The organism is Polynucleobacter sp. MG-27-Goln-C1 (assembly GCF_018881905.1).
Classification (GTDB): Bacteria; Pseudomonadota; Gammaproteobacteria; order Burkholderiales; family Burkholderiaceae; genus Polynucleobacter.
The window spans coordinates 1-26,028 of sequence record NZ_JACVPM010000007.1; the positions used below are offsets into that span (position 1 = coordinate 1).

Sequence of the window (26,028 nt, forward strand, 5' to 3'; positions counted from 1 at the left end):
AAGTAAATTAACCCTACTAGATTTTTTTCTAGCGTTAACTAAAGGGGATGTATATGAAAGATGTAATTTTGGCGGCACCAAACGAAGACGACTCACAGAAGAAATCCAAACTCTCTAGTGAGGCAAGGAAAGAAAATGAATGTGGGGGGTTGCCCATAAATGGAAAATCGATATCGGTAGACATCAAGCACATGATTCCGGTGAGTCATGAGAAGTGGGCGCAGATGGCGAAGTGTGGAACAAGGTCTCCGATAATTTGGTTTGGCTCGAGATGCTCCTTTCAGGATAACGACGAGATCCTGGCTTGAGTCATCTGGTCCATATTATCAAAATTCTGATAAATCCAAAGAGGGAATACGGTTTTGTCGGATTAAGTGACAAAGTGCCATCCCTGAACTTCCGGCTTCCTTAGATATCATGGACTGTTATTGATACACATCCACCTTTAATTAGGCCAATTGCATTTATCTACTAGGCAAGCCATTAAGATACTTTGCAATATCAACCGGGTCCAAAACATTGCAGACAGCACCTAAATTAATTGCGGCCAATGGCATCCCAAAAATAATGCTTGATTCTTCATCTTGCGCTACGGTATCGCCACCGGCATCAAAAATCGCTTTCATTCCATCGGCCCCATCTTTCCCCATGCCACTAAGGATCACAGCAGTAACCTGACCTCCATATACTTGCGATGTAGAGAGAAATAATGCGTCAATGCTGGGACAATAAATATCCCCTGATTTTGGCGGAGACAAAACAAAGGCACCTTGCTCACTAAAGCTAAGATGCATACCCTCAGGCGGGAAATAAAGGTGCCCCGCTAGCGGTAAACCGCCTTCCTTTGCCTCCTCAATCTTTAAGCTAGTCATTCCGCCCAACCAAGTTAACATTCCCGCTAGAAAACCATGGCTAATGTGCTGAATACATACGATGGGTATAGAAAAATTCTGCTTTAGAGCTGGCAAAATGATTTCCAAAGCCTGCGGACCTCCCGTAGAGGCTCCAATCACAATCATTTTTGGGGCAACGATTCGGGGAACCAAGCACTGCGGACTAGGCGCAGGAAGCGACTGGCCATTTTTTCTTTTAATATATTTGACGCCGTTAACAATGCGAATTTTTTCAACCAACTTCGTGCCATCTTCTTTGCCGATCACGCCACCAGTTGCTCTCGGCTTGGCCATAACATCAATTGCCCCTGCGGATAGTAGCTTGAAAATGTTATCCACTTGATCCGGTTGAACTGAAATACTCAAGACCAAGATTGGGCAAGGATACACCTTGACTGCCTTTTGAATGAACTCTAGACCATCCATCACCGGCATATGGTAATCGGTACAAATCACATCGGGCTTGAGGCTAGGAAGCAGAATTAACGCCTCCGCACCATTAACCGCGGTTCCGATTACCTTGATATGGGGATCAGCATCTAATACAGACTTGATTATATGGAGTTGTAATGGCGAATCTTCAACCAGCAAAACTCGAATAGGATTGGCTTCACCATTATTTGGCATTTATATGAACTCTTTATATAAGTCGTGTGATGGAATCAAGCAATACAGTCTGATCAAATTCTGATTTAGAAATGTAAGCATCTGCGCCAGCCTCCAATCCCTTGCGCCTATCATTCTCTGAAGCCAATGAAGTTACAAGAATAATTGGGATATCTGCAAATTTTTTATTAGCTCTAATCTTTGCGGTTAATTCCAGCCCATCCATATTAGGCATCATGATGTCAGAAACAATTGCATCAAAAGATCTCGAAGCCAAGATATTCCATGCATTAACACCATCCACAGCTGTGATAACCTCATACCCCGCTCCTTCAAGGATTCTTTTTTCTTGAATGCGAGTCACAATACTGTCTTCAACCAATAACAGAGATTTTTTGATTGAAATCTCGGTTGGGTGAATCATTTTTTTATCATCAACCGTCTTTTGATGTGTGTGCAGAACACTCTTGGCAAGGTCACTTGGGTTGAGTACGGCACAAACCAAGCCCGAGTCTAAAACGGTTAAGCCTGATACATTGCGTAATCTCTTGATTGGTGCTGGAGGTGCTTTTAAGACAATCTCCTCTTCATCATGTAATTCGTCAACAATTAGGCCAAAACTGAATTCGCCCACTTTAATAACCACGCAAATTAAAGCTGCATTAGAATCCACCAATTGCGGAGGTCTATCCAATAAGGCACCCAAACGACTGACAGTAATAATTTCATCGTCATGGTAAAAGCATTGACGATCTTCACGAACTAATAATTCACCCGGCTTTAATATTTTTGAAAAGTAAATTGCCTCGCATGGCAGGGCATAGCTTTCACCCCATTCACGAAGAATCATCACACGTGTTGATGTCAATGAGACAGGTAGGTTTAAAGAAAAAACCATCCCCTTACCTGTAGTAGAGTCTATTTGCAAGGTTCCATGCATGCGCTCTACAGTTGACCGAACCACGTCCAACCCCACCCCACGTCCTGAAATATCAGTAATCATTTTATTGGTCGAGAACCCAGGAGTCATCAACACATTTTTCAACTGCGCATCATCTAACTCTAAGGCCTGAGATTCTGTATACAGGTGACGTTTCACGGCCTGCAGTCTGATAGCCTCTAGATCCAAACCGCGACCATCATCACTCACATCTAATCGGACGTGCTCCGCTTCCTGACTCACCTTAACTAATATTTTTCCAGCGGGAGATTTCCCATGCTTGATTCGATCTTCCGGAAGTTCAATGCCATGATCAATTGCATTACGCAACATGTGCATCAAAGGAGACTTCATCTCCTCAATAATTCTTTTGTCTGCAACTACGTTTTCGCCCTCAAATACAAGGTCAACCTGCTTTTTTTCTTCCGCAGCAAGATCGTGGACCATTCTTGGAAATTGCTCTAGCAAAGTAGAAATGGGTAATAGTCGCAATCCACGAATTCCACCGTCCATCTCTTCCGTAATCACGCCTAATCTACTGGCATCTTCGGCTAATTTAGCGCGCATCGATTGGGCCGCTTTAACCCATGGTTCAGTAGGAATCTCTCCGCTATCGAGTTGATTTACCAACTTACCGAACTCTTCCTGCCAGCGCAAAATGCGACTGCGACTAACAACCAACTCACCAGCCTGACTCAATAAAAAATCTAATTTTCTAGCGTCAACTCTGAGGGTCTCAATATGAAATTCAGGGGGTATCGACCTTCCTTTATTAATTGAGTCACCTTGTGATGCCTCGCTTGCCTTAGTGGCAATCTCTGGATTGATTGCAGGCATAGTAGGAGGGGCTGAAGGTTCAACAATCTTCTGAAAATCAGAGGGTTGAGTTTGTAAAGGCACCTCCGAGGCAAACGAGTCTCCTACAGCTTCTGCAACTAATTTTCGAATTTGATCCAGGGTGGCTAACTGGGGCTTAATCACTTCAGCGGTAACAAGTAATTTCCCGCCCCTTACGGCGCCAAGCATATCTTCAACAGTATTTGCCAATCCCTGTATCTCAATAAGACCCAGCATCCGAGCTGAACCTTTAAGGCTATGCGCCTCTCGAAAAACTTCCTGAACCAAGGACTGATTCTGCGGATTCTTCTCAAGCGACAAAAGACCTGCATCCAGTTTTTGCAGATGCTCTGCACTTTCTATGCGAAAGAGATTGCAGAGCTCGACATCGTCAATCTTTGGCATCTGGAGAGTTAGACCATAGTACGAAGATGATCAGCTACCTTTGTTAAGGCCTCAACACCAGTTCTAGCCTGCGAAGTTCCTGCGATCATTTCTCGAGAACCATTATTAATATTTTGCATTGCCTCATTAATTTGCACTAAAGCTGCAGCCTGCTGTTTACTATTCAACAATACCTGTTGTGCATTTTGGAATACACCTTCCGATAACTTACGCAGCGCTTCAAAAGCTTCAGCTGCCTGCTCTACGTTCTCGGATACCTGATGGGTTGTTTTCGTTCCATCCTCGGCCGTCATCACCATCGTATTTGTAGATTTTTGAATATCAGAAACAATCTGGCTCGCCTTCTCTGCTGACTGCTTACTTTGATCTGCTAGCTTACGGATTTCACTAGCCACCACAGCAAACCCCTTGCCATGCTCCCCAGCACGTGCGGCCTCAACAGCAGCATTTAACGCAAGCATATTTGTTTCGCTAGCCAACTCGCCAACCAACTTTGAAATATTACCAATCTGACCTGCCTGCTCTGATAGGCTCAATATTTGCTTTGCAATGGCTGACATCTTCCCTTCTAGAGCAGTCATATCGGCCTGATTACGAGTAATCAACTCCAACCCCTTAAGGGTAGTTTCCTGTGCAGTCTTTGCAGCCATTGCAGCCGAGTCGGCCTGCTCAGAAGAAAGGCGGGCTGATGAAACTAGCTCTTCCACGGTGCTGGTAGTTTCTGAAACAGAGGATCCTTGCTGCGTAACAGCTTTTTCATGCTGGGCTAACGTACTAGCAATAGATACGGCGGTTAAGGAAACTTGGCTGGAATTAGTAAAAATATCGCGACTTAAAAATATGGAAACTAATATACCAAAAGCCATCAGGATCACAATGGCAGCAATCGTGCCATACAACACAATACTTTTTGCACTATCGATATTTTGCGTAACCAGCTCACGAAGTTGATCTCTCATCGCCAGATCATATTTAGCAGTGTCATCCGCAATTGAGTCGCTCTCACGCGCAATTCGTTCACTACCACCAGATTTAAACGTCTCTGCCGCCTCCTTAAACCTACCTTCGTCCACCAACCTTACCAACTGACCGTTTACCTCTTTAACGGCATTAAAGGCGCCTTTCATTTTATTGAGATTTGCCACAAATTCTGGCGAATATGACCCCTTATCCAATTTGGCAAAGGAAACATCAATATTCGCCATTGAATCCTGATAGACTTTCCGTGGGTAACTCATCTCCTGACCTTGATTTCCACCTGCCAGTATGTAGGCATATGAAGCTCGCTGCATTCGAATCATATTTTCATTAATCTTCAAAATGTCAGGGGTTAAATTTGCAGTGGCGTTCAGAAGATTTGACTTTTCCACAGCCGCATTCATCTTTGTTTGATTCACGCCGACAATAACCAGCAACACCAGTAGCGGAATCAAATAACTTAGCAACATGCGCCAACGAAGTGTGAGTTTATTTAACATGAATCTCTCCTTAATCTAATTATTTATACATGCTCGTCAATTTCAAGCAAGCTACCAAGCAAAATAGCCTCTATATCCAATATTCCTGCCACACCATCATCAACCTTTAGTAGTGATTTACATTGAGCATGATGCTCCTCAACATTTTGCAGATTAGAAATAAGGTGGCGATCGAAATACCTGAAATCTTCAACCTTTTGAACTGCCAGCGCAACTCTTTTTGACTCAAACTGCAAAATAACAATATCTTGCTTATCTGCAATATTTTGAATATTTAGAAGAGAAGTCATATCGATGACAGATAAAATTTCACCCCTTAAATTAATCACCCCCAAAATGTATTGAGGGCAACAAGGAAGCGGAACACATTGCTTTAGATGGGTAAACTCCGTGATATAGGCAATTTCAATCGCATACCGAATACCGCCAATCGTCACAAGTGCATAGCCGTCTTTATTTTCGTTTTTATTATCAATTACTGGCAATGCTAACTGATGCATTCTGGCGCTAAAGACCTCTTCATCATGCGCTGTTCGAGAATTCACCAATTCGAAACTGGAGTCCTCGCCCACTTTAGGGAATTCTTGCCCTATTTTGACCGTTAAAAGGTTTTGCAAATTTAATAAAAGGATGATTTCATCGCCTTGCTTGATCTCACCTTCAATAAGATCAGAATATGCGGAACTAAAATCAGACGGCATAGCCATCTCACGCTTTACGATTGACTCGAAGGACGCCTCAGTTAGTCCCATGACTGAGTCAGCCACAATGCCGCAACGCATCTGCGGCGTACTGACAAGAATAATATTGGTAGACGTTAAATAGTTTCTTGGCGAGTGCTTAAAACGCAAACCCAAGTCTAAAACATGAACAACCTCACCATGCCAATTGGCGAGGCCAACAAACCAAGGTGGAGCGGCCTCAATCGGAGAAAGTGTTGGCATCCAAAAAATACTATCCACAGCCTCTGCGGGAATGGCATATCGAACCAACTCAGACTCAAATACCAAAAAACTAGACATATTTCACTTATTGAACTTTTTGTTTCAATTTAGATTAATCGCTGGGCGAAGTCAAACTCTTTTGTAGATTGATTAAATACTCCCTAACGTCAGATGAAGCGGCATTTCTCAGGCCTGGCAGGTAAAGATTTTCAGGGCCTGCTTGGATGGATCTCAATGCCTGCTCACAAGTTTTTGCCGCCAAATCCTCTTTACCCTCTTGAATTTGAATTGTTATTAAATCCAGATATGCAGGTATGAAATTTTCATCTAAATATAGGGTTTTCCTTAAGTCTTCTTTGGCGCGATCAACGTCCCCCTTCTCCAATGAGATTACAGCATGCAAATAATAGGGCTCTGCCTGCATGGAATCGCGCGCTATGATTTCTTTATATATCTCTAGGGCTTCATTAAACCCGCCTCGGTCTGCATAAGCCCAAGCAGATCCCAGTAACTCGGGAATAGATTTTGGAGGGCTCGTTACAGCGACTTCTTTGTTTATGGTGCGGAAGGCTGCCGCATCAACCTCCGAAGTCTTAATGGCCTGGCTCATGGTGGACTCAACCACATTGAGGGCAATTAATACTTCTGGCTTTTCATAGACTAAAGACTCGGGGTAAATTTTCACATTCAAACCGCTTTGTCGGTAGGCATGAAGTTCACCGTGCGCCGTCATTAAGACGCCGCCTGAAAGCAGGCAGCTCGACAACTTATCCGTAATTAGACTAATGGAATCTAAATTCATGTATATAAATAGATTCCTACATAAAATAAAATCAATATCAACCAGATGATTTGATATATCTGGCAACCTTTCGTTTACTAAATTAAATACTAGAAATCGAGCTCGAGAACGAATACGGTCAATTAACTTCCAGCCAGCCTCGGTCTTTTGGAAGTAAGCGTTTTTAAAATCCTGATCACACCCTCTAAAAGCCCACTCTCTATAAACTGCGTGCTTGGCCTGCTCAATAAATTCTGGGTTGATATCGCTGCCTACAACATCAATCTCCCACCCAGCGGTGTTGGGCAATACTTTCTCCAACAAAATAATGAGTGAATAAATCTCTTCACCCGTAGCGCATGCTGGAGCCCATATTCGAATTTGTTTATTGGACGATTTTCTAGAGATAATTTCAGGAAGTATCGCCCTCCTGATCAGCTCCATCTGACCGGGATCCCGCATAAAAAAAGTTTCGCCCGTGGTCAATAATTCGCTCAACATCCGCCGATCTTCAGCTAGGTCATTAGGGCCATTTAAGTAATGAAGATAACCATCTTGGTCCTTTAGTCCTAATACATTCATGCGTCTTTGCACCCATGAATCTAACCTCTCAAAATCAAGCTCTGTCACCCGCATGCCTGAAAGATCTCGAATTCTTCGAATCAGCTCGGTAGATTGTGATATTTTCATTGAACTATAGAAATTTTTAAGGTGTTTGAAATCCACTTAACCTCTGGACTTTCTGGGTTTATAGTAACAAAGACATCCACTTCTTTACAAAGGTTGGCCATGACTGGCGAATATCTTTTTACCTCGGAATCGGTTACCGAAGGCCATCCAGACAAAATATGTGATCAAATTTCAGATGCCATTCTCGATTCCATCTTAGAGCAAGATCCCGATTGCCGCGTTGCCGCCAATGCCGTTTGCAGCGCAGGATTAGTGCTATTGACGGGCCAAATATCCACTAAAGCCATTGTCGATTATGCGCAAATTGCCAGAAGAACGCTGGAGGAGATTGGCTACAACGATACAGAGCTAGGGATGGACTTTAAAGGGTGTGCCGTTTTACAGAATTTTGAAAAGCAAAGCTTAGATATTGCCCAGGGTGTAAATCAGGCTTTAGATGATCCCTCCAATCAAGGGGCAGGCGATCAAGGGATGATGTTTGGCTATGCCGTCGATGAAACAGAGGAGTTAATGCCAATGCCAATCACGCTAGCTCATAAGCTCGTTCATCAGCAAGCTAAATTACGCCGTAGCGGCAGATTTGACTGGATCAGACCAGATGGAAAATCACAGGTAACCCTTCGCTATCGAGATGATAGGCCAATTGCCATTGATACTGTCGTTCTATCGACCCAACACTCCCCCGAAATATCTCTGACAAATATAAGAGAGATCGTTATCGAAGAGTGCATTAAACCTATTTTGCCCCCAGAATTATCCAAGGGGAATATCCGCTATTTAGTTAACCCAACAGGTAAATTTATTATCGGAGGCCCCCAAGGAGATACGGGTCTGACAGGGAAAAAGCTGATGGTCGATACCTATGGCTCATCCGCCCCTCATGGTGGAGGCGCTTTTTCAGGAAAAGACCCTTCAAAAGTAGATAGATCAGCCACATATGCCGCAAGATATGTAGCTAAAAATGTGGTGGCAGCAGGATTGGCAAAAAAGTGCCTTATTCAGGTTTCATATTCAATAGGCGTCGCACACCCTACATCCCTTATGGTGAAAACCTTTGGAACAGGAGTCATGTCAGATGCCAAATTGGGAGAGGTCTTGTTACGAGCATTTGACTGGAGACCCAAGGGGATAATTCATACACTCGATCTCTTAAAGCCCATCTATAAGAAAACTGCGAGCTACGGCCATTTTGGCCGGACCGACACCCATTTCAGCTGGGAAAACTGCGATATGGTTAAGGCTCTACAGTCGTTCATTTAATTTAGGGTTATGCTTTTAACATATGGAAAAAGAACTTATTCAAACCAATATATTAGTTGTTGAAGATAGCCCAATTCAAGCGGAACTCCTGAGACGCTTTATAGTCAGCAAAGGTTTTCATTGCGGAATCGCTACAGATGGCGAGGCTGGTTTACTTTCAATACAAAATAGCCGGCCCGATATCATCATTAGCGATATTCAAATGCCCGTATTAGATGGCTATCAAATGTGTGAGCAAATCAAAAAAGATCCTCTTACACAATCCATACCTGTCATACTATTAACTGCATTATCAGACCCGACAGATGTTATACGCGGATTAAATGCAGGTGCTGAAGCCTACCTTACAAAGCCATATGACAATGAACGTCTTCTTACCCAAGTTAAACGTTTATTGAGCAATCCATTAACAGACTCAAATCATGACGTTGAATTACCGATCGATGTCGAAATCAATGGCACCAAGTACAGTGTTTTGGCGGGACGAAAACAAATCCTGCAAATGCTTGTCTCTACTTATGACAATGCGGCATATCAAAATCAACTACTGCGCAAACTAGAAGAAGACCTGCACACTTTAAATTTGAACTTAGAAAATAAGGTAGCGGAAAGAACGGCAGCCCTCACTGAAGAAGAAAAACGCGCTCACAATGCAGAGGTACGTTATCACACTCTATTTGAGCTATTGCCAGAAGGGGTCGGTTTATTAAATTCGGCCACTTGGAATTTTATTGAGTTCAATGATGTAGCGTGCGGACAACTCGGCTACCTTCGTGACGAATTTGAAAAATTGTCCTTGCTAGAAATCACTGCACCAAATCAAAGAGAGGTCTTACTGGAGCACTTAAAGCAAGCTCTGTCATATCCTCAGACTAGCTTTACCACTGAACTTCTATCTAGAGACGGTTCGATCGTCGAGATTGATATTAAAACCCGCCAAGTAGAACTTGATGGTAGAAAATTATTAAATTGTATTTTTCGTGATATTTCCGCCATCAATCGCGCAAGAAAGATGGAGCGCGAACTTGAACACAAAGCAACTCACGATTTAGTTACCGACCTTCCTGGTAAAGCAATCCTACTGGAAACGCTCAGCCAAACCATTCATATTGCCAGTAAGCAAAATAGCTTAATTACCCTCATTGCTATCGACTTAAGTAGACTAAATACCATTTCAGCAAGCCTAGGTCACCAAGCGGCTGAAGCAATCCAAATAGAGCTGGCAGAACGCCTAAGAGCAATACAGCCAAAAGCTAGCTTGGTGGCACGAATTAATAATCAGAACTTTATATTTATGGTTGATGGCTCTATAGATCCAAGCCCCCTAACCGAACTGTTGGCACGCATTTCCAAAGCTACAAGCCAACCATTTGAGTGGGAAGGATCAAGGCTTGAGCTTGAACCTTCAATTGGCATCAGCATTTATCCAAAAGATGCGCAAGATGCGGATACTCTACTGCAATCGGCCGAGGCCGCTCTTTTTAGAGCTAGGCAGAGTAGTCGAAAATCAATTGTGCTTGCATCACCCGAGCTCAATGAAGAAGTTCAAAATCTTATACACAAGGAAAGTGAGCTCAGAGCAGCTTTTGCCGCAGGGCAAATGGAGATGTTTTATCAACCCCGCGTGGATTTGCAATCAGGGAAAATTGCAGGGGCAGAAGCACTAATGCGATGGCGTGATCCAGCCAGAGGATTAGTACCCCCAAAAGACTTTATACCGCTAGCGGAGGAAATTGGACTTATTGGCAAAATGACGAATTGGGCTCTTGATCAAGTTTGCAGCCAACAAAAGAAATGGTCTAAGAATGGCATTCAGATTGTCCCGGTTTCTGTGAATTTAGTTTCCGAGCAATTTACTGACGATGAAATCATCTCAACCCTGAAACAAGCCCTAGAAAAAAATAAGTTGCCGGCAAAATACTTAGAGGTGGAATTAACTGAATCCGCAGCGATGAAAAACCCCGAAAAAACAACTGGACTATTAAATAAAATTCGGGATTTGGGCATACTAATTGCCATTGATGACTTTGGAACGGGATACTCATCTCTCGCGTACCTTGAAAAATTTCCAATCGACATATTAAAAATCGATATTTCATTTGTTCAAGGCGTGACAACAGATAAGCATGCGGCTGCTATCACTAGCGCAATCATTGCGATGGCAAAAGAACTGGAATTCTTAATTGTTGCCGAAGGGGTTGAAATTGATGGGCAGCGTCAATTCTTGTCGCAACATCACTGCGAAGAGGGGCAAGGTTATCTTTTCTCAAAACCAATACCTGCTGAGGAGTTTGAAAAACTAATCGTTAGCGATATTACTTACTAGAGCCCAAAATGAAAGTTAGACAAAGATTCAAAAAAAGCGCGTAACAGTCTATGCCCTATCAACACTACCCTCATTAGCCAGTATTGGATTTTGCTAGCAGATTAATAGAATGATTCAATTGCAAATGATGGGGTTAGCGCTAATCATTTATACGACAGGTAAATAATGTTATAGAATTTATCTAGAATATAAATTAGGCTCCATCTATGTTTGACAATCACCTTGACTCTTACACCCAAAGCTTATTAGACAGGGTGGTATCCCTAACCAAGGAAATCGACAATCTTCATGCTGCATATTTAATTGTGAATAATCGATTGAATCATTTGGCGTCTTTAACAGAACAAAGCAGTAAAGAGCTCATTGAAGAAGCAGTAAAAGTCGAAGATTTTGCTCGCCTAGCAGTGGAAGCAACAAAATTAACAGAGAAGTCTGCCCTAATAACCAATAATGAAGATCTTATACGGGCGGCGAAAAAATCCTCTTTAGCAGCAAGCAATGTGCATCGCCTTGCTGTTGAGTTGCGTACAGTCAAACTTGCAAAACTGAAGGCTGATTACTAATTCAGAATTAAAAGCATTCATACCGATTTCGCCCACTTTGTTTTGCCTTATACATTGCAGAATCTGCCTTTTTAATTAAATCATCACTTAAGTTTTGCGAACCGTCTGGGTCTGTTGCAATACCAATGCTGACGGTAACGTGCACCATGACTCCATCATTTACTTCAATTTCTTGAGCGCTAACAGTCTCAAGTATTTCTTGGGCGTAATGCATGGCACCTTGTTGATCTGTATCCGGCAAAACAAATATGAACTCCTCCCCACCATACCGGCAAAAGAAGTCTAGTGGGCGCTTTCTAATCCTTAATATTGAATTCGCGACAACCCTTAATACCTTGTCGCCACATTCGTGACCGTGCAGATCATTGAAGTCCTTAAACTTATCGATATCAATAAAAAGCGCACTCAGTGGCTTGCGAGATCTTCTGCAATCACCCTGTATTTTTGGGAACATCTCATCAAAATAGCGGCGATTGGGCAGATGCGTTAAAGCATCATGGATAGCTAAATGATTTTCAGCCTCAATCTTGGCGATAGATTTAAGTAGCTGGTATGCAAAGTAACCCACCAATAGGCAGCTGAAAAAGACTAACAAAAGAAACTTAAGGCCTGAACTAAAAGTTTGAGTCCACACCTTTCTAGTTGTCGCCTCTCCAATCATGTATGCGCCAAACTTAGAATTTTCAGAGCTAGCAACAATCTGACCAAAACCAAATGCTTCATTACTAGGAAGCAAAATTGTCCTGCCTGGGATGTCTCTCGACTTAATTCCTGCAATTGACGCTTCAGATACCCCATGATCTTGATCGCCAAGAGAAAATATTGGCTTTCCATTGGCAAGGTATAGGCCCATCGTCTCATAGCCATCAGTTAAAGTCGTGACTAGGTCATCCTTGAATTTTTTCGAATTTACCTGGATCACTAGGAGTCCGATAAATTCCCCCTTGTCATTCACGATGGAGCTGGCCAAATGAAAAACTTTTCTCCCATTAGACTTTGCAGTGACCTCAGGGCTAATGACTATCTCTTCTTTTCCCCGCTCCTTTAGCGCCTGAAAGTAGTAACGATCAGCCACATTTATTTTTCTCTTCAGAGGGCCATCAGTATTAGCCAATATATTCCCATCAGCATCAACGAATAATAAATTTCCATACACATTAAACCAACTACTTACTTGAAATTTCTCCACAGTCTTCCCGAGGGACTGCCCAATTTCCTGATTAGTAAGCTTAATCTGAGTTTTTCCCGCTCTTAAGTCAAGTTTCGCAATATCTAAGAGCTTTGAACCATCTATGAGCGCATCCTCTACGAGGATGTTAGCTATCCGCACATTATGAGAAATCTCCAATGATTCGACCCTGAGATTATCCCGCCAGATTGTATAAATCTGATAGGCGGTTGCGCTAAGAATGACAAAGATCGCAAAACAAAAACCTAGTTTTATTTTGAATTTAATATGTTGATACTGGGAGCTATACATTGTTTACTTATTGCTATTGATCGCTTGAAGTTAGATTAATTTTTGGGGACCTATCAACCCAAGATCAACACTGGCAGCTTGCTGTGCAAAATTACCTCCTGCGCTTCACTCCTCAGAAAAATTCCACGTAACCCTGTTCTCTTATGTGAGGCCATCACAATGACATCGGCTTTTGCCTTTTTAGCAGCCTCTAGAATTCCATCGGAAATATTGGGATGATAAATATGCAATTCCTGGACATTTACATCGGGACCGATAACCGCCCTTGCCTTTGCCAACACTCGTTTAGCAAACTCCGCACTCACCTTTTTATATTCCTTTGCTGATAACGCTAAAGCTGATTGAACCTCAGATGATGAGTAAGGAATAACAGGGTCTGAAATATAGACTAGACTAATTTTTGCCCCATCTAATTTAGCCAATTTGATCGCCATATTTAACTTTTTTTTAGTAATGCTTTCTCCGCTTACGGGGACCAATAGATTTTTAAACATAATGAATACCTTTCTGTATTAATTTGTTCTGACAACTCCATTAAATATTGCTCCTGAATACCCAAATTTTCAATAGGGCTATGGAGCAAATGGCACAGCCACCCGAGAACCAAAATGCGTAACTTGGCCCTATCGATTCATATATTTCGCCAAACACTAAGGAGGCGGGCAACACCATTACTCCAGTGATTAGGTTAAACCAACCGAATGCAGCACCTGTACGCCCCGTCGGCGCCAAATCAGCAACCATTGCTTTTTCAACACCCTCTGTTGCAGCCTTGAATAACCCATAGAGAACAAACAGGCTATACAAAGCGTAAATTGGCAGTCCTGGTATCCCCATTCCTAGATAAAAGATGACAAATCCAACCCAGGCAACCAGGATGAATTGCTTGCGTCCGTACTGATCTGATATTGCCGATAGGGGTGCCCCAAACAAGGTAGTTATCAATGAAACTGCTGCCCACAATAGAGGAATTTGAGCCTGCGGGACACCTAATTCACGCGCCCTGAGCAGCAAAAACATATCCGAAGAATTTCCCAGAGCAAAAAGTCCAGCCGCAAACAGGTAGCGCTTGAATTCTGGCGACATACCCTCAAAGCTCCATTGAAAACCTGGCTCTTGGACTTTGATCGCCTGCTTAGGCTCTTTAAGCGAAATTGCTAACACCAAGGTAATGGCTGCTGGAATGATTGACCAAAAAAATATATCCCTTAGAGGCAAATTCAATGCCAGCAGTAATGCAGCAATTAATGGCCCAATAACCGCTCCAGCGTTATCCATTGAGCGATGAAACCCAAACACTAGCCCCCTCTTATCTCTCGGCACACTTTCAGCTAATAGCGCATCCCTGGGGGATGTTCGTAACCCCTTTCCAATCCGATCCGAGAAGCGAATTAATAGCAGCCAACCCCATGAATTTACAAATGCAATAAGCGGTCTAGCTAAGCCAGCCATTAAATACCCAACTACAATCCATGGCTTGCTTCTTTTGGTTCGATCCACCACCACTCCAGAAACAAGTTTTAGCAAGCTTGATGTAGATTCTGCTATGCCCTCGATGAGGCCCAGTACCTTAGGGCCGGCCATGAGCACTGACGTTAGATATAGGGGTAGCAATGGGTAAAGCATTTCGCTGGCAGAATCATTCACAAGGCTTATCAGCCCTATAAGCCAAACTGTTCTGGGTAAGCCCCTGAGCCCCGATATGAAGCTAAACATATCCTCTACCCAGTTACAACAAAATCAATAAACCCTCGTTCAACATGGGTGTAAATTAACTTCACCCTTACAAGGTGACCGACAGTAAGATCTTTAGAGCTATGCACCAGCTTTCCCTCTACGGGCGGGTTAAATATCCGAACCCAGGTGTCTTTTTCATTAGCACCAGAAACGATGCCATCAAAATATTGCCCTATACGCGAACTTAGTAAAAGTGCAGCCTCAGACTTTCTTACCTGACGTTCTACGCGCTTACTAACATCCTCTTGAATGGTGCAATGCAAAGCAAGAGCCTTTAATTCATCTGTGGAATATGGGGGTTTTTGACCAAACAAGACCGATTTGATGAGGCGCAAAGTAATCAAATCAGGGTACCGTCTATTGGGCGCTGTTGAGTGCATGTAATCCGATACCGCCAAACCAAAGTGCCCCACCGCATGACCTTTAGGCTTTTCAACAATGTATTCACCGGAGCCCATTAACTTGACAATAATCAGGGAGAGATCTGGAAATCTGACTGGATCGGAACGATGCTCTTTTGCCAAAAATACTTCTAAGGCTTGAGAATCAGGCTCCTTGGGTAGCTTATACCCACGATCGGCTGCTACCTGAACTATACGTAACCATCGCTCCGGCGAGCGAACTACTCTTCGCATAGAGTAAATTCCCGCCTCAGCCAGAAATCTTGATGTGCATCCATTGGTAGCAATCATAAATTCTTCAATCAACTGCCTAGCACGGTTATGCGCTTGTTGTGAAATTTCCGCTATTTCATCATTTACAAAACTTGCTCTAGGCTGAAAGATATCGAACTCAAGAGAGCCCTTCTCGTGCCTGAGAACCCTAAGTTTTTGGGCTAGTTCATCCTGAGCCTTTAGTTGGCTTTCTAAACCACTGATTCGCTTTACACCATCGGGCATTGGACCTTTGTCCTCAAGCCAAGCAGAGACTGCATCATATGCAAGCTGAGATTGGTTTCTGACTTTTGCCATGTAAATGGAAGAACTCAGCATTTCCGCATGCTTAGAAAAATGCATTTCACAGACCATTGCGAGGCGGTCTTCATGAGGATTGAGCGAAGTTAAATCATTGGAGAGCTTCGTAGGCAGCATTGGGAAAATGCGCGCAGAGGTATACACAGAGCGTGTATTAATAAAGGCATGATCATCTACAGGGCTATCCATCTTCACAAGTGCATCTACATCTGCAATCGCTACATATAGCTTTATCCCACCATCAGGCATCTGCTCTGTGACTGTAATTTGATCGAGGTCACGGGAATCGTCATTATCGATTGAGCACCACAAGAGATTACTTAGATCACGATAGAAAGCACCTGTATCGCGCGCGGGCCCAGTGAATTCCTTAAGCTGCTCATCTACCTTTGATGAAAAATTTGGTTCCAAGCCACGAATAATCATTACGCCAACAGCAATACGATCTAACTCCTCCCTTTGATTCGGGGTATGCTGATTTTTGAGGCTTATTTTCATAATTAAGCTAATTTTTAATGGCCGCCATGACTTTCAATCCATTTAATCATAACCTCAATCCAGCGCAGGAGAAATTGCTTACTACCCTCCCCGATATTTCCAGCTTCGTCAAAGAAGCCGTCTTTTATTTGCAAAAACATTTCGGGCTGGCATAAGGTAGGCATATTCAAAGTAGCAAGGACGCCACGCAAATGTTGCTGTGCTAATGCCGTGCCAATAGGACTTGGAGATATACCAATGATGGCAGCAGGCTTATTACCCCACGAGTTACTGCCAAATGGACGTGAGCCATGATCCAAGGCATTTTTTAAAACCCCTGGAATAGATCTGTTGTACTCCGGAGTAACAAATAACACACCATCAACGTTTTCAATCTCAGACTTCATTCGCAATACTGAATTGGCCTGATGCTCATCATCGTCTTGGTTATATAGAGGTAAATCCCCTATTTCCACAAAATGAAAACTAACGGTATTGGACGCCATTCGAACTATGGCATTTGCTAAGTGGCGATTAAAGGAGTCTTTTCGCAAACTTCCCACAATGACAGCAATCTGTAAGGTATCCATAATTAAGCTCCTGGCCTTATGATGAAAAGGGGCTAATCTCCCCAGGCTTTCTCAACATCTTATTGACCTCATCAAGATGCATCTCCTCCTGAACAATCAGTTCCCTTGCATACTCCTCAAGCAATACCGACTGCACTCCACTGGTTTCTGGATGAGTACGCGTAGCAATCTTTAATAGGTCGTAGTAAGCAGCTAAAGCGATCGTTTCATGCTCAAGACTTTCGCGCAATATATCGCCAATATCATGCTTTTCTGTCTCGAGTAAGGGTCCAATCTTTAAAGATGGGTGACCGCCAAGCAAGGTAACCAGCTCACCTGCCCTATGGGCATGACTCAGGCTCTCAGTTGCATTTCCCTTTAACCAATCAACAATGGGAATTCGGTTGTAACCATAAACCATTAGTGAGTAGTGGGTGTATTTAACAACCCCAGCTAACTCTAGCTCCATAATTCTATTGAGCGACTCGACAGCAATTTGATTATTCATATCGTTCATACCGATCTCCTTAGATCATGTTAGTAAAACTACAAACATCGCCACTTCTCTATTCATTTTTGGTTAGTTTTTCAGGTACTACCCACCGATCAAAATCAGATTCCGTTACCAGCCCACTATTTATTGCAGCTTCCCTTAAGTTCATATTTTTCTCATGAGCCAATTTTGTAATGGCTGCCGTCTTTTCGTAACCAATATGAGGGCTTAAAGCGGTAGCCAACATTAAAGAGGCATTCATTAATTCTGTTATTCGAGCGCGGTTTGGCTCAATGCCTTTAACGCAATATTGATTAAAAGAATTCATACCATCGGCAAGCAGGCGAATACTTTGAAGGAAGTTATGCAAAATTAATGGCCTAAATACATTGAGCTCAAAATTGCCTGATGCAGCGCCCATTCCGATAGTCACATCATTTCCCATTACCTGATAACAAATCATGGCAAGTGCTTCACATTGGGTGGGATTCACTTTTCCCGGCATGATTGAGCTTCCAGGCTCATTCTCAGGAATGCTAATTTCACCCAATCCAGACCGGGGGCCAGAAGCCATCCACCGAATATCTGTAGAAATCTTCATTAATGCAATTGCTAGCGTTTTAAGAGCTCCATGCATATTTACGAGAACTTCACTTCCCGCTATTGCAGCAAACTTGTTCTCTGCTTCGGTAAAAGCAATACCAGTAGAGAGGGAAAGATTTTCAACTACCAATTTTGCAAATTGATGGGTTGAGTTAATTCCGGTTCCCACCGCTGTTCCGCCTATTGCAAGCTCAGATAAACCAGGCAATGCTAGTTGTATTGCCCATCTTGCGATACGCAACTGAGAAAGGTATCCAGAAAACTCTTGGCCAAGAGTAAGAGGCACCGCATCTTGAAGGTGTGTTCTGCCAACCTTGGTGATTCCTGAGAAATCCTTACTCTTTTTCTCAAAAGTGTCTATTAACTCATCCAGGATGGGTAACAAAAACTGCCTAATCTGACAGACCCCAGCAACATGAATAGCTGTTGGAATGACATCATTGGATGATTGCCCTGCATTCACATCATCGTTTGGATGAAATTGACGTTTTTGACCGCCCTCAGTCTGCGCTAAGCGTGATGCTAGATTGGCTATAACTTCATTCATGTTCATATTTGTTTGGGTCGCCGAGCCTGTTTGCCATATGGAAAGCTGAAACTCTTTCCAATGCAATTTCATGATTACTTCCTCTACAGCCAGCAATAAAGGCTCCCCTTTGCGCATGGAAAATAAGCCGAGATGAATATTGGCCAATATACAGGCGCGCTTAACCTCAGCTAAAGCCCAGAGAAATTCAAGAGGCATCTTCTCTGTTGAGATATCAAAATGCATGAGCGCTCTTTGCGTTTGAGAGCCCCATAAATTGGCATTGGATACCTCAATATCCCCCATAGTGTCATGCTCGATTCGGGTTTCTCTCATACTTTTATCCTATACCTTTCTATATACATAGCAAGATGCTTGTGGTTTATTTTTTATCGGCGTATAAATTAAATATAGAGAAGGAGTTAACATGATCAAGCCATTTGAATCTCTTCGAGACCTCTTTAAACAGTTGGGGCTACCTGATAATTGCTCTGAAATAGAATCGTTCATTCAGTCTCATGCCCCATTAGATGAATCCATACTGCTAGCAGATGCTGCATGGTGGAAGCCTGTTCAAAAAGATTTTTTAAGAGATGAATTATTAAGGGATGCCGATTGGGCTGAAGCAATTGACTTATTGAACAATCTACTTAGACACCAGCCGACAAAGAGATAGTCACTCATTCAAAATTCTTCTCAACAAACTCCCAATTCACCAACCTCCAAAAGCTGTGTAAGTAGTGAGAACGAGCATTTCTACAGTCAATGTAATAAGCGTGCTCCCACACATCACACGCGAGTAAGGGCTTAGATCCTGTGGCTAGGGGTGTACCTGCATTACTTGTTGACTCAATTTCTAGGGATCCATCTGCCTTTTTTACCAACCAGGCCCACCCAGATCCAAAGGTTCCAACCGCTACCCTTGAAAAATCTGCTACAAATGCCTCATATGATCCCCACTTTGTATCGATAGCTTTGGCAAGCTTTCCAAATGGAATCTCAGGAGTGGAAGGCTCTAACCCCATCCAGTAAAACGAGTGATTCCATACTTGAGCGGCATTGTTAAAAATTGGGCCAGAGGCATTCTTAATGATGTCTTCTAGGCTTGAATTTTCAAAGCCAGTACCCTTAATTAGGATATTTAAGTTTTCAACATAGGCCTTGTGATGCTTGCCGTAATGGAACTCCACCGTTTCTTTAGAAATATAGGGCTCCAATGCATCTAGTTCATAGGGCAATACGGGTAGTGAGTATTCCATATTCAGTCTTTCTAATAAATTGAATTTAAGAGATGTATGCGATCCACTTATTTGGTTATGAAAACCATCTTAGGAATGCAGCAGAACTTAATGCAAGAACGCCAAATAGGAACATAGGCCACCAAAATATCTTATCAACGACCTTTGAAAACTGAGGTCCAAATAACACATATGTTGCAGCAAATGCAAATCCCAGGACCACACAGCCGATCTTTATCAAAAGCGCAGCAATCGCCACCCCATGAATGTCAGGAAGCTGATGGAAGTAGTGATAAGTGGTTAATCCAAATGCTGCGCCTGTAAAACCCTGTAGAGCCCAGGCAAATGACTGGACTGCTGCTAACGCCCTCTTAGTTGGATTGAGCGCAAAAAATAAACCATACGCACCAACCCCAACAATGAGAACGGCGAGCAAATTGTGAACACTCTGAATAAGCGCGTAGAGTAAGTTTTGCATATCTTTATCTAGTAATGAACATAGTTGAAGATTGCAATCCAGTGAGACTGTGATCAGCACGGGCTTCTTTAACTAGGATTACGTGCTTACCAGCTGAGAGTGGAGGTAGATCGACAGCGCATGGGCAGCCAGTTACCTCTCTGTCAACTATTGGTTTTTGATCATCAACGTAAACATGTAGATGATCCCCTTGTGGACCTAATTTAACCCGATAGATTAATTTTGAAATTGCATTACCCTGCACTACGGCACCATCCGAAGGGGTGATGATGCTTATGGATCCAGCATCAGCGGCATATGAAGTGCCAATTGAAAATACAATAGCGAGCGCTATTACTGATCGAATGATTGTTTTCATCAACTTCTCCTTACTTTTAGATAGAAATTCAATAACACCAACTGGTGTATGAACCACAATAAAACGCAAGGAATTATCTTTTTTGATACGTATCAAAATTAATTAAAAATCTTTTCAATAATTTTTGCAATTTTTTGATACATATCAAGAAACAATTGGCGGCAAAAGAGATGATTACTTCATTCAATTTGAATTAGTAAGGGGGATTGCAATGCAAGTACATGTGAATAAGGGATTTTTAGGTCGCAGACATGCAATTGATGGCTCTGATAGCGGGTTTTCTCCGATTACCCCAGGCGACTATCTGGCAAGGTTTGACCCAAATGAAGGGCTTTCAATCCTGAAAAGTACCGGCGATGCCAGCTATCTCAAGTTAGCCCAGTTTGAGGAGAAAGTTGCTATGGGCGTTTTAGTGGTTATTGCAATTTAGGGTCGAATCAATATCTATCCAGGGGGATGTATGCCAAAAACTGAACAGCTCTATAGCTTGGATTCAGGTCACACTTTTGTCTACTTTGAATACTGTCATTTCGGATTTTCAAGGCAGATCAGTAGATTTGACAAGATAAGCGGAGAGATTAAGCTAAATCTGAAATCACGAACTGGCTCGGTCAAGATTGATATTGATACCAAGTCGGTCAGTACTGGGTCGGAGCTATTTAATTCGCATATCCAAGGCATTGATTTTTTTAATACTGCCCAATACCCAAAGGCCACTTTTGTGTCTGATAGGGTCGAATTTGAGGGTTCAAAGGTTACCGCAGTGCATGGTGTATTGACCATAAAGGATATCTGCGAACACATCACTCTAGAGGTTATTCATTTTGAATATGGAAAGCACCCCGTTAGTGGCGAAGAACACTTTGGCGCAAATGCCGTAGCGGTAGTCAAGAGGTCAGATTTCAACATGAGTAAATACGCGCCACAAATTACTGATGAGGTTGTAATTAAGGTTGCAATTGAGGCATCGAAGGTTAAGTAGCAATGAATTTGAACCTTAGATCTCCTAATCGCCATCAATACAGAGGGGTAAATGATGAAACGGATTGTCGATGTTTTTACGAATGATTGGTCTCCAGAAATTGTTTGGACCTACATCATCTCCATAGAAGGAATTGTTAACCCCATTGACTTAAACCAAGATGAGGTAGATCTCAGAGCATTTGAGCTTGAAGCGCTAAGACTTGCTCAAGATGAGGGCCGAGGTGATGCCGGCAGTCTAATTGCAAAAGTTAGGGAGTAGATCTTTAAGACTACTCACCACTCATTTGCATTATTTCTATATAAATCAGAAACGGTTGATTGACTTAACACCCTATTAAGATAGGTTCTTGTATCACAAACATTTACTATAGGAGGCTATATGCTCACCAAGCTAGATAAAGTAGTTTATACCGCTCATGCCCACACTACTGGCGGCAGAGAGGGACATTCACGCACCGATGATGGCCATGTAGACGTCACACTCACCCCACCAAAGGAAATGGGTGGCTCCGGAACCGGTACAAATCCAGAACAATTATTTGCAGCTGGTTACTCGGCTTGTTTTTTAGGTGCCATGCGGTATGTAGCAGGTCCAATGAAAATTGAGGTCCCTGCTGATACTTATATCGATGCAAGTGTTGATATTGGTCCAACACTATTTGGTTTTGGAATCGCTGTTAAATTGAGTATTTCGTTACCAGGCATTGAAAAGAGCGTGGCGCAGAATCTCATTGATGAGGCGCACAAAGTATGCCCTTATTCAAATGCAACAAGAGGCAACATTTCAGTTGAGCTTGCTTTAATTTGAACTAAGAAGGTGAAATAATATGATTGTTTCCTGCCCTCATTGCCACAAAAGCAATCGCTTTCCTGTTGAAAAAATTGCCAGTCAAGCCACTTGTGGAGCCTGCAAAAATGAACTGTTATCACTCCCTATCAATCCCGATGAGGTCAACTTTGAGGAATTGATTAAGAACTCTACCCTCCCTATTATTGTTGATTTTTGGGCTCCATGGTGTGGACCTTGCAAAATGTTCGCACCAACATTTGAGGCAAGCGCCACCGCCCGCTCCAATAAAATAGTTCACGTAAAGATTGATACAGAGAAATATCCAGCAATAGGAGCAAAATTCAATATACGATCAATACCCACTCTAGTTTTATTTAAGAGTGGTAAAGAGCTCAATCGAGTATGCGGCGCACTGCAAACGGCACAACTAAATCAATTTATCGATCAGGCAATTGGATGAGCCAGCCACTCATTCATCAAAGCACATATGCCTAATTCATCTCAGCTTGCCGAATATATTGGTTTTTTAGCTGCGGTAATTACTGGAATTGCCTTGATTCCACAGGCGCTTCAGATTTGGAAAATCGGTAATTTCTTGTGCATCTCTGTTTTTGTTTATTCCCTCTTTACAGCTGGTGCTGCAACTTGGCTTTTGTATGGGATATTGATATACAAGTGGCCACTTATATTATCAAACAGCATGAGCCTGATGTTGGCTGGCAGTATCTTAGTTTTAAAATTAAGATCGCTATCCAAATCCTAAACAAGCGATTACTAATCCACTGTCGGTCTATCACTAGTTAATTTAGCCCCATCTCGAGCATTAAGAGCCAAAAGAATCATTAGTAGAGCGGTCACAATTAACTCGAATACCTCAATGCCATAAAAAACTGTATTCCTAACGTAATCATCGGCCTGACTTGCTAATGCATATATGCTTGGAAGCAGCAAAAAGATACTAACAAGAATTATCGCTAGCATTCGCTGCTTTTTAACCTTAACAATACTTTCTTTGCGCTCATTTCCAAGAAAATAACCTATACCCCCAGCAACTAAAATCAGCGGAATGTATACCCACATTGCCTGCAAAATAGATTGCTGAACAGCAACAACATCACCCGGGGAATAATAAAATTCAGCTACGAGAGTGGCAGAAAAAAATACGAACAAGAAGAATGCTGCAAAGATTCCTGCGCTTGCGTGTAATAAAGTTTTCATATAATTATCAGAATATTTAGGAGTTTTGCTCATCTAGGTCAAGGCTAGCCGAATATCCAACTGCCATTAGGGCATGAATAATGTCGTCATATTGATGAGATTTGCGCTGTACTTGGACTCTTCCAGACTCCCAGTCAACATGTACGCTGCGTATACCCTCTAGATGACTCAATGCACTATTGATTATTTTTATACATGATGCCGAGGCAATGCCTTGGACATTCAAATTTAGATTTTCCATTTAACCCCCTAGTTTCAAATCTTTCGCTACCTCTTGTCACTTGAAAAAAGATACTTACATAATGAAGCAATAGATAGTATGAGTGCTATTGCCAATAGGGCGCCGATGATGCCCATACCACCAATCATGAAACCATCCATCATCTGATTCATATTGACCTCCTATATTTTCTGTTATGTAGACTTTCCACGAATCAGTAAGACCGGCCTGGTTGCTATGCGTACGATTGACTCAGCAACACTTCCAAGTAAAAAGTGGCTAAATCCACGCCTACCATGGGTCCCGACTACAATTAAATCTGCCTTCCACTTATCAGCATCCGCAGAAATGGCCTGAGCAATTCTGGGATTTCTGGCGCTTGTCTTTATCAAGTGCTGGCCATATGAAACTCCAGATGACTTCAGACTTTTTCTGGCGGCCTCCAGAATCATTTCACCCTCATGCTGTAAGGACTGCTGCATATCCTTATAGCTCGAATACTCTGCTTCCGGATAAATATTGAAGTTGTCCATTACGTAAACAACACGTAATGTAGAGTCGCTCTCTTTAGCTAGCTTAATTGACTCCTTAAGCGCCAATTTGCTTGTGTCACTGCTATCTACTGCCACTAGTATCTTTTTATACATACTTACCATCCTTATGAATTGCCTTCATCTTGAATGTATATTGATGATTAGTCCTGGGATTGATATACATCAAAATATTCGAGATAAATTGGGGTTTTAGCATCTCGTAAATGCCCATGAAAGTTTCACCATAAAAAACGGCATTTTCACTTTTTATTAATCGCGAAAATTGATATGAATCAAAAATAAAATTAATAGATTATTTATAAAGAGGGTGTGGACGGCGATGTGTAGTTCGATTTATGAGGGAGGGAATAGATCGAAATCTTTTGCTAGCGCGGCAAAACATCTAGTCCCCGCCCTCTGAGATGGGTGTAGTTCAATGGTAGAACGGCAAACTCAAAAGAGATGTCACAAGGGTTCAATTCCCTTCACTCATCAATCCTGTAATTTGCCCGTTTGGTAATTAAATTAAGGGGAGTAAGGATGATTAACATGAAGAGTCTTATCGATGTATATGACTGGCTAACCAAGCAGCCTGGTGAAGACCCGAAGAAACATGCTGATAATTTAGAAAAGCTTATTTTTGAGGACTTAGTTTTTCGAGAAAAGATCTTACAAAGCTATGTTCGGCATCGAGATATTGCAAACTAATAAAGCATCAATACAAGGAAGCCATAGTTGAGCTAATCTGCAATTTATGGCTTTCTCTTCTCCTTAAATGGCGGGAACGAATGAGATCCAATTTTAGAGAGTTCATGCTTTTCTCTTAATGTAATTGAATTAAGCATCTCAAAGATAGGCGCCCTAGAGATAAACTTAATCTCTCGATTTTTAGCTTTAATAACATTGATTTTCTCTAAATGAGATAAAGATCTACTGAGGGTTTCAACTGTTAACCCTAGGTAATTAGCCAGATCAGGTCGTGACATTGGCAATACAAAGCTATCACGGTCAAATCCAACAGTACTCAGTCGATTGGAATAATCAATCAGAAAATCAGCCACTCGCTCAAGCGAGTTAAGGTTCATTAGGTCGTAATTGTGTGCATATGAAACGTTTAATAGTTCACTCAATGAGGCGGCTAACTCTCCCATAAATTCAGGGTAGCTTTGAATCATTACCTTAGGGTCTGCTATAGGAATGGAGCAGACCTCTACAGAGCTTAGGCATACAACATCTAACTGGTAATTCCCACTGCTCAGACCATCTAGGCCGAGAACTTCGCCGGGCACAGAAAAATGGGTTACCTGCGGCACACCATCGCGAAATACTAATTCGCTTTTAACGGCACCAAATCTCAAAGAATAGACACCATGAAATGCATCCTCTCTTCTATAGAGGTATTGCCCTTCATGAAGGGATTTTCTCGATATATACGATGATGAAAGCGTACTTACTTCTTTCGTTGAAATTTCACTAATCACACACCTACTGCGTTGAGCACAATTCGAGCAGGGGGCATGAGAATCCGAATGAATTACAGCACTACCCTTAATATCCATAATTTCTAGCACTTATTAAATACAAAAGAACATACTTCTTTTATAGATCTTGATTGGCTAATTAGCAA

At 42.3% G+C, this 26,028-nt stretch carries 31 protein-coding genes and 1 tRNA gene; 12 read left to right on the top strand and 20 right to left on the bottom strand.

The features are described 5' to 3' along the window. Positions 1-464: 464 nt before the first annotated feature. Genes ICN14_RS10095 through ICN14_RS10115 form a run of 5 tightly spaced genes read right to left on the bottom strand, consistent with a single transcriptional unit; the run spans position 465 to position 7,574 of the window. Positions 465-1,520: a chemotaxis protein CheB gene (locus ICN14_RS10095; protein ID WP_216226350.1), complete on the bottom strand. Its 1,056-nt coding sequence runs from the start codon at positions 1,518-1,520 to the stop codon at positions 465-467. 13 nt (positions 1,521-1,533) lie between these two features. Then, complete coding sequence (locus ICN14_RS10100; protein WP_216226351.1) at positions 1,534-3,681, bottom strand: response regulator; 2,148 nt, start codon at positions 3,679-3,681, stop codon at positions 1,534-1,536. A gap of 8 nt (positions 3,682-3,689) precedes the next feature. Further along, the gene (locus tag ICN14_RS10105; protein WP_216226352.1) at positions 3,690-5,159 is read right to left on the bottom strand and encodes a methyl-accepting chemotaxis protein; all 1,470 of its coding nucleotides are present in this window, start codon (positions 5,157-5,159) and stop codon (positions 3,690-3,692) included. Between the two features lie 23 nt (positions 5,160-5,182). Further along, the gene (locus ICN14_RS10110) at positions 5,183-6,181 is read right to left on the bottom strand and encodes a chemotaxis protein CheW (RefSeq protein ID WP_216226353.1); all 999 of its coding nucleotides are present in this window, start codon (positions 6,179-6,181) and stop codon (positions 5,183-5,185) included. A gap of 34 nt (positions 6,182-6,215) precedes the next feature. After that, a complete protein-coding gene (locus tag ICN14_RS10115) occupies positions 6,216-7,574 on the bottom strand; it encodes a CheR family methyltransferase (protein ID WP_216226354.1) in 1,359 nt (452 codons plus the stop codon). 99 nt (positions 7,575-7,673) lie between these two features. Here ICN14_RS10115 and metK point away from each other — a divergent pair, with 99 nt between their 5' ends. From metK to ICN14_RS10130, 3 genes are all read left to right on the top strand, one after another. Further along, the gene (metK, locus tag ICN14_RS10120) at positions 7,674-8,834 is read left to right on the top strand and encodes a methionine adenosyltransferase (protein WP_216226355.1); all 1,161 of its coding nucleotides are present in this window, start codon (positions 7,674-7,676) and stop codon (positions 8,832-8,834) included. Positions 8,835-8,856: 22 nt separating this feature from the next. Next, positions 8,857-11,160, top strand: a complete 2,304-nt coding sequence (locus ICN14_RS10125) for an EAL domain-containing protein (RefSeq protein ID WP_216226356.1) — start codon at positions 8,857-8,859, stop codon at positions 11,158-11,160. A gap of 206 nt (positions 11,161-11,366) precedes the next feature. Continuing rightward, positions 11,367-11,723 (top strand): hypothetical protein, encoded by a 357-nt coding sequence (locus tag ICN14_RS10130; protein WP_216226357.1) that lies wholly within the window; start codon positions 11,367-11,369, stop codon positions 11,721-11,723. Positions 11,724-11,730: 7 nt separating this feature from the next. Here ICN14_RS10130 and ICN14_RS10135 read toward each other — a convergent pair whose 3' ends face one another. The 7 genes from ICN14_RS10135 to fumC all read right to left on the bottom strand — a co-directional run bounded on the left by ICN14_RS10135 (position 11,731) and on the right by fumC (position 18,918). Beyond that, complete coding sequence (locus ICN14_RS10135; RefSeq protein WP_216226358.1) at positions 11,731-13,053, bottom strand: diguanylate cyclase; 1,323 nt, start codon at positions 13,051-13,053, stop codon at positions 11,731-11,733. Between the two features lie 203 nt (positions 13,054-13,256). Next, the gene (locus ICN14_RS10140) at positions 13,257-13,697 is read right to left on the bottom strand and encodes a universal stress protein (protein WP_216226359.1); all 441 of its coding nucleotides are present in this window, start codon (positions 13,695-13,697) and stop codon (positions 13,257-13,259) included. Between the two features lie 40 nt (positions 13,698-13,737). Next, positions 13,738-14,850: an MFS transporter gene (locus tag ICN14_RS10145; protein WP_216226360.1), complete on the bottom strand. Its 1,113-nt coding sequence runs from the start codon at positions 14,848-14,850 to the stop codon at positions 13,738-13,740. A 74-nt stretch (positions 14,851-14,924) separates the two neighbouring features. Next, positions 14,925-16,412, bottom strand: coding sequence for an RNB domain-containing ribonuclease (locus ICN14_RS10150; protein WP_216226361.1), 1,488 nt, complete (start codon positions 16,410-16,412; stop codon positions 14,925-14,927). 14 nt (positions 16,413-16,426) lie between these two features. Next, entirely contained in the window at positions 16,427-16,981 is a 555-nt protein-coding gene (locus ICN14_RS10155; protein WP_216226362.1) for an NADPH-dependent FMN reductase, read from the bottom strand. Between the two features lie 16 nt (positions 16,982-16,997). Beyond that, entirely contained in the window at positions 16,998-17,477 is a 480-nt protein-coding gene (locus ICN14_RS10160) for a bacterioferritin (protein WP_216226363.1), read from the bottom strand. A 49-nt stretch (positions 17,478-17,526) separates the two neighbouring features. Then, positions 17,527-18,918, bottom strand: a complete 1,392-nt coding sequence (gene fumC, locus ICN14_RS10165) for a class II fumarate hydratase (protein WP_216226364.1) — start codon at positions 18,916-18,918, stop codon at positions 17,527-17,529. A gap of 91 nt (positions 18,919-19,009) precedes the next feature. Here fumC and ICN14_RS10170 point away from each other — a divergent pair, with 91 nt between their 5' ends. After that, positions 19,010-19,258 (top strand): DUF2789 family protein, encoded by a 249-nt coding sequence (locus ICN14_RS10170; protein ID WP_216226365.1) that lies wholly within the window; start codon positions 19,010-19,012, stop codon positions 19,256-19,258. A gap of 4 nt (positions 19,259-19,262) precedes the next feature. On the opposite strand, the gene ICN14_RS10175 is transcribed toward ICN14_RS10170, so the two are convergent. The 3 genes from ICN14_RS10175 to ICN14_RS10185 are packed head-to-tail and all read right to left on the bottom strand — an operon-like array spanning position 19,263 to position 20,656. Next, positions 19,263-19,841: a superoxide dismutase gene (locus ICN14_RS10175; protein ID WP_216226366.1), complete on the bottom strand. Its 579-nt coding sequence runs from the start codon at positions 19,839-19,841 to the stop codon at positions 19,263-19,265. A 55-nt stretch (positions 19,842-19,896) separates the two neighbouring features. Continuing rightward, on the bottom strand, positions 19,897-20,298 hold the full coding sequence (locus ICN14_RS10180; protein ID WP_216226367.1) for a hypothetical protein: 402 nt from the start codon (positions 20,296-20,298) through the stop codon (positions 19,897-19,899). Between the two features lie 4 nt (positions 20,299-20,302). Further along, the gene (locus tag ICN14_RS10185; protein ID WP_216226368.1) at positions 20,303-20,656 is read right to left on the bottom strand and encodes a hypothetical protein; all 354 of its coding nucleotides are present in this window, start codon (positions 20,654-20,656) and stop codon (positions 20,303-20,305) included. 211 nt (positions 20,657-20,867) lie between these two features. On the opposite strand from ICN14_RS10185, the gene ICN14_RS10190 reads away from it, so the two are divergent. From ICN14_RS10190 to ICN14_RS10215, 6 genes are all read left to right on the top strand, one after another. After that, entirely contained in the window at positions 20,868-21,086 is a 219-nt protein-coding gene (locus ICN14_RS10190; protein ID WP_216226369.1) for a hypothetical protein, read from the top strand. A gap of 30 nt (positions 21,087-21,116) precedes the next feature. Then, complete coding sequence (locus ICN14_RS10195) at positions 21,117-21,638, top strand: YceI family protein (RefSeq protein ID WP_216226370.1); 522 nt, start codon at positions 21,117-21,119, stop codon at positions 21,636-21,638. Between the two features lie 54 nt (positions 21,639-21,692). Continuing rightward, positions 21,693-21,899 (top strand): hypothetical protein, encoded by a 207-nt coding sequence (locus tag ICN14_RS10200; protein ID WP_216226371.1) that lies wholly within the window; start codon positions 21,693-21,695, stop codon positions 21,897-21,899. Positions 21,900-22,019: 120 nt separating this feature from the next. Continuing rightward, entirely contained in the window at positions 22,020-22,448 is a 429-nt protein-coding gene (locus ICN14_RS10205; protein ID WP_216226372.1) for an organic hydroperoxide resistance protein, read from the top strand. Positions 22,449-22,467: 19 nt separating this feature from the next. Beyond that, a complete protein-coding gene (gene trxC, locus ICN14_RS10210; protein WP_216226373.1) occupies positions 22,468-22,890 on the top strand; it encodes a thioredoxin TrxC in 423 nt (140 codons plus the stop codon). A gap of 27 nt (positions 22,891-22,917) precedes the next feature. Then, entirely contained in the window at positions 22,918-23,193 is a 276-nt protein-coding gene (locus ICN14_RS10215; RefSeq protein WP_216226374.1) for a SemiSWEET transporter, read from the top strand. An 11-nt stretch (positions 23,194-23,204) separates the two neighbouring features. Here ICN14_RS10215 and ICN14_RS10220 read toward each other — a convergent pair whose 3' ends face one another. The 4 genes from ICN14_RS10220 to ICN14_RS10230 are packed head-to-tail and all read right to left on the bottom strand — an operon-like array spanning position 23,205 to position 24,515. Next, positions 23,205-23,681 (bottom strand): hypothetical protein, encoded by a 477-nt coding sequence (locus ICN14_RS10220; protein ID WP_216226375.1) that lies wholly within the window; start codon positions 23,679-23,681, stop codon positions 23,205-23,207. Next, the gene (locus tag ICN14_RS10225; protein WP_216226376.1) at positions 23,665-23,889 is read right to left on the bottom strand and encodes a heavy-metal-associated domain-containing protein; all 225 of its coding nucleotides are present in this window, start codon (positions 23,887-23,889) and stop codon (positions 23,665-23,667) included. The genes ICN14_RS10220 and ICN14_RS10225 overlap by 17 nt, the downstream gene beginning before the upstream one ends. Before the next feature lie 26 nt (positions 23,890-23,915). Beyond that, the gene (locus tag ICN14_RS10405; RefSeq protein ID WP_255536048.1) at positions 23,916-24,041 is read right to left on the bottom strand and encodes a hypothetical protein; all 126 of its coding nucleotides are present in this window, start codon (positions 24,039-24,041) and stop codon (positions 23,916-23,918) included. Positions 24,042-24,062: 21 nt separating this feature from the next. Then, complete coding sequence (locus ICN14_RS10230; RefSeq protein ID WP_216226377.1) at positions 24,063-24,515, bottom strand: universal stress protein; 453 nt, start codon at positions 24,513-24,515, stop codon at positions 24,063-24,065. A gap of 307 nt (positions 24,516-24,822) precedes the next feature. On the opposite strand from ICN14_RS10230, the gene ICN14_RS10235 reads away from it, so the two are divergent. Together ICN14_RS10235 and ICN14_RS10240 are read left to right on the top strand one after the other, a co-directional pair. Beyond that, positions 24,823-24,896 (top strand) — tRNA-OTHER (locus ICN14_RS10235). A gap of 54 nt (positions 24,897-24,950) precedes the next feature. Beyond that, positions 24,951-25,109 (top strand): hypothetical protein, encoded by a 159-nt coding sequence (locus tag ICN14_RS10240; RefSeq protein WP_216226378.1) that lies wholly within the window; start codon positions 24,951-24,953, stop codon positions 25,107-25,109. Between the two features lie 44 nt (positions 25,110-25,153). Here the strand turns inward: ICN14_RS10240 and ICN14_RS10245 are convergent, their stop codons facing one another. Continuing rightward, complete coding sequence (locus ICN14_RS10245) at positions 25,154-25,882, bottom strand: Crp/Fnr family transcriptional regulator (protein ID WP_216226379.1); 729 nt, start codon at positions 25,880-25,882, stop codon at positions 25,154-25,156. Between the last annotated feature and the right edge of the window lie 146 nt (positions 25,883-26,028).

Bases quoted from the DNA above. Each gene is read 5' to 3' on its own strand.
- ICN14_RS10240 (WP_216226378.1), top strand. From the start codon at position 24,951: ATGAAGAGTCTTATCGATGTATATGACTGGCTAACCAAGCAGCCTGGT.
- ICN14_RS10160 (WP_216226363.1), bottom strand. From the start codon at position 17,477: ATGAACGATATGAATAATCAAATTGCTGTCGAGTCGCTCAATAGAATT.
- ICN14_RS10110 (WP_216226353.1), bottom strand. From the start codon at position 6,181: ATGTCTAGTTTTTTGGTATTTGAGTCTGAGTTGGTTCGATATGCCATT.
- ICN14_RS10115 (WP_216226354.1), bottom strand. From the start codon at position 7,574: ATGAAAATATCACAATCTACCGAGCTGATTCGAAGAATTCGAGATCTT.
- metK (WP_216226355.1), top strand. From the start codon at position 7,674: ATGACTGGCGAATATCTTTTTACCTCGGAATCGGTTACCGAAGGCCAT.
- ICN14_RS10095 (WP_216226350.1), bottom strand. From the start codon at position 1,520: ATGCCAAATAATGGTGAAGCCAATCCTATTCGAGTTTTGCTGGTTGAA.
- ICN14_RS10175 (WP_216226366.1), bottom strand. From the start codon at position 19,841: ATGGAATACTCACTACCCGTATTGCCCTATGAACTAGATGCATTGGAG.
- ICN14_RS10220 (WP_216226375.1), bottom strand. From the start codon at position 23,681: ATGAGCAAAACTCCTAAATATTCTGATAATTATATGAAAACTTTATTA.
- ICN14_RS10200 (WP_216226371.1), top strand. From the start codon at position 21,693: ATGAAACGGATTGTCGATGTTTTTACGAATGATTGGTCTCCAGAAATT.
- fumC (WP_216226364.1), bottom strand. From the start codon at position 18,918: ATGAGAGAAACCCGAATCGAGCATGACACTATGGGGGATATTGAGGTA.
- ICN14_RS10140 (WP_216226359.1), bottom strand. From the start codon at position 13,697: ATGTTTAAAAATCTATTGGTCCCCGTAAGCGGAGAAAGCATTACTAAA.
- ICN14_RS10105 (WP_216226352.1), bottom strand. From the start codon at position 5,159: ATGTTAAATAAACTCACACTTCGTTGGCGCATGTTGCTAAGTTATTTG.
- ICN14_RS10225 (WP_216226376.1), bottom strand. From the start codon at position 23,889: ATGGAAAATCTAAATTTGAATGTCCAAGGCATTGCCTCGGCATCATGT.
- ICN14_RS10180 (WP_216226367.1), bottom strand. From the start codon at position 20,298: ATGCAAAACTTACTCTACGCGCTTATTCAGAGTGTTCACAATTTGCTC.
- ICN14_RS10185 (WP_216226368.1), bottom strand. From the start codon at position 20,656: ATGAAAACAATCATTCGATCAGTAATAGCGCTCGCTATTGTATTTTCA.
- ICN14_RS10205 (WP_216226372.1), top strand. From the start codon at position 22,020: ATGCTCACCAAGCTAGATAAAGTAGTTTATACCGCTCATGCCCACACT.
- ICN14_RS10155 (WP_216226362.1), bottom strand. From the start codon at position 16,981: ATGGATACCTTACAGATTGCTGTCATTGTGGGAAGTTTGCGAAAAGAC.
- ICN14_RS10125 (WP_216226356.1), top strand. From the start codon at position 8,857: ATGGAAAAAGAACTTATTCAAACCAATATATTAGTTGTTGAAGATAGC.
- ICN14_RS10230 (WP_216226377.1), bottom strand. From the start codon at position 24,515: ATGTATAAAAAGATACTAGTGGCAGTAGATAGCAGTGACACAAGCAAA.
- ICN14_RS10100 (WP_216226351.1), bottom strand. From the start codon at position 3,681: ATGCCAAAGATTGACGATGTCGAGCTCTGCAATCTCTTTCGCATAGAA.
- ICN14_RS10150 (WP_216226361.1), bottom strand. From the start codon at position 16,412: ATGAAAATAAGCCTCAAAAATCAGCATACCCCGAATCAAAGGGAGGAG.
- ICN14_RS10190 (WP_216226369.1), top strand. From the start codon at position 20,868: ATGCAAGTACATGTGAATAAGGGATTTTTAGGTCGCAGACATGCAATT.
- ICN14_RS10215 (WP_216226374.1), top strand. From the start codon at position 22,918: ATGCCTAATTCATCTCAGCTTGCCGAATATATTGGTTTTTTAGCTGCG.
- ICN14_RS10195 (WP_216226370.1), top strand. From the start codon at position 21,117: ATGCCAAAAACTGAACAGCTCTATAGCTTGGATTCAGGTCACACTTTT.
- trxC (WP_216226373.1), top strand. From the start codon at position 22,468: ATGATTGTTTCCTGCCCTCATTGCCACAAAAGCAATCGCTTTCCTGTT.
- ICN14_RS10170 (WP_216226365.1), top strand. From the start codon at position 19,010: ATGATCAAGCCATTTGAATCTCTTCGAGACCTCTTTAAACAGTTGGGG.
- ICN14_RS10130 (WP_216226357.1), top strand. From the start codon at position 11,367: ATGTTTGACAATCACCTTGACTCTTACACCCAAAGCTTATTAGACAGG.
- ICN14_RS10405 (WP_255536048.1), bottom strand. From the start codon at position 24,041: ATGAATCAGATGATGGATGGTTTCATGATTGGTGGTATGGGCATCATC.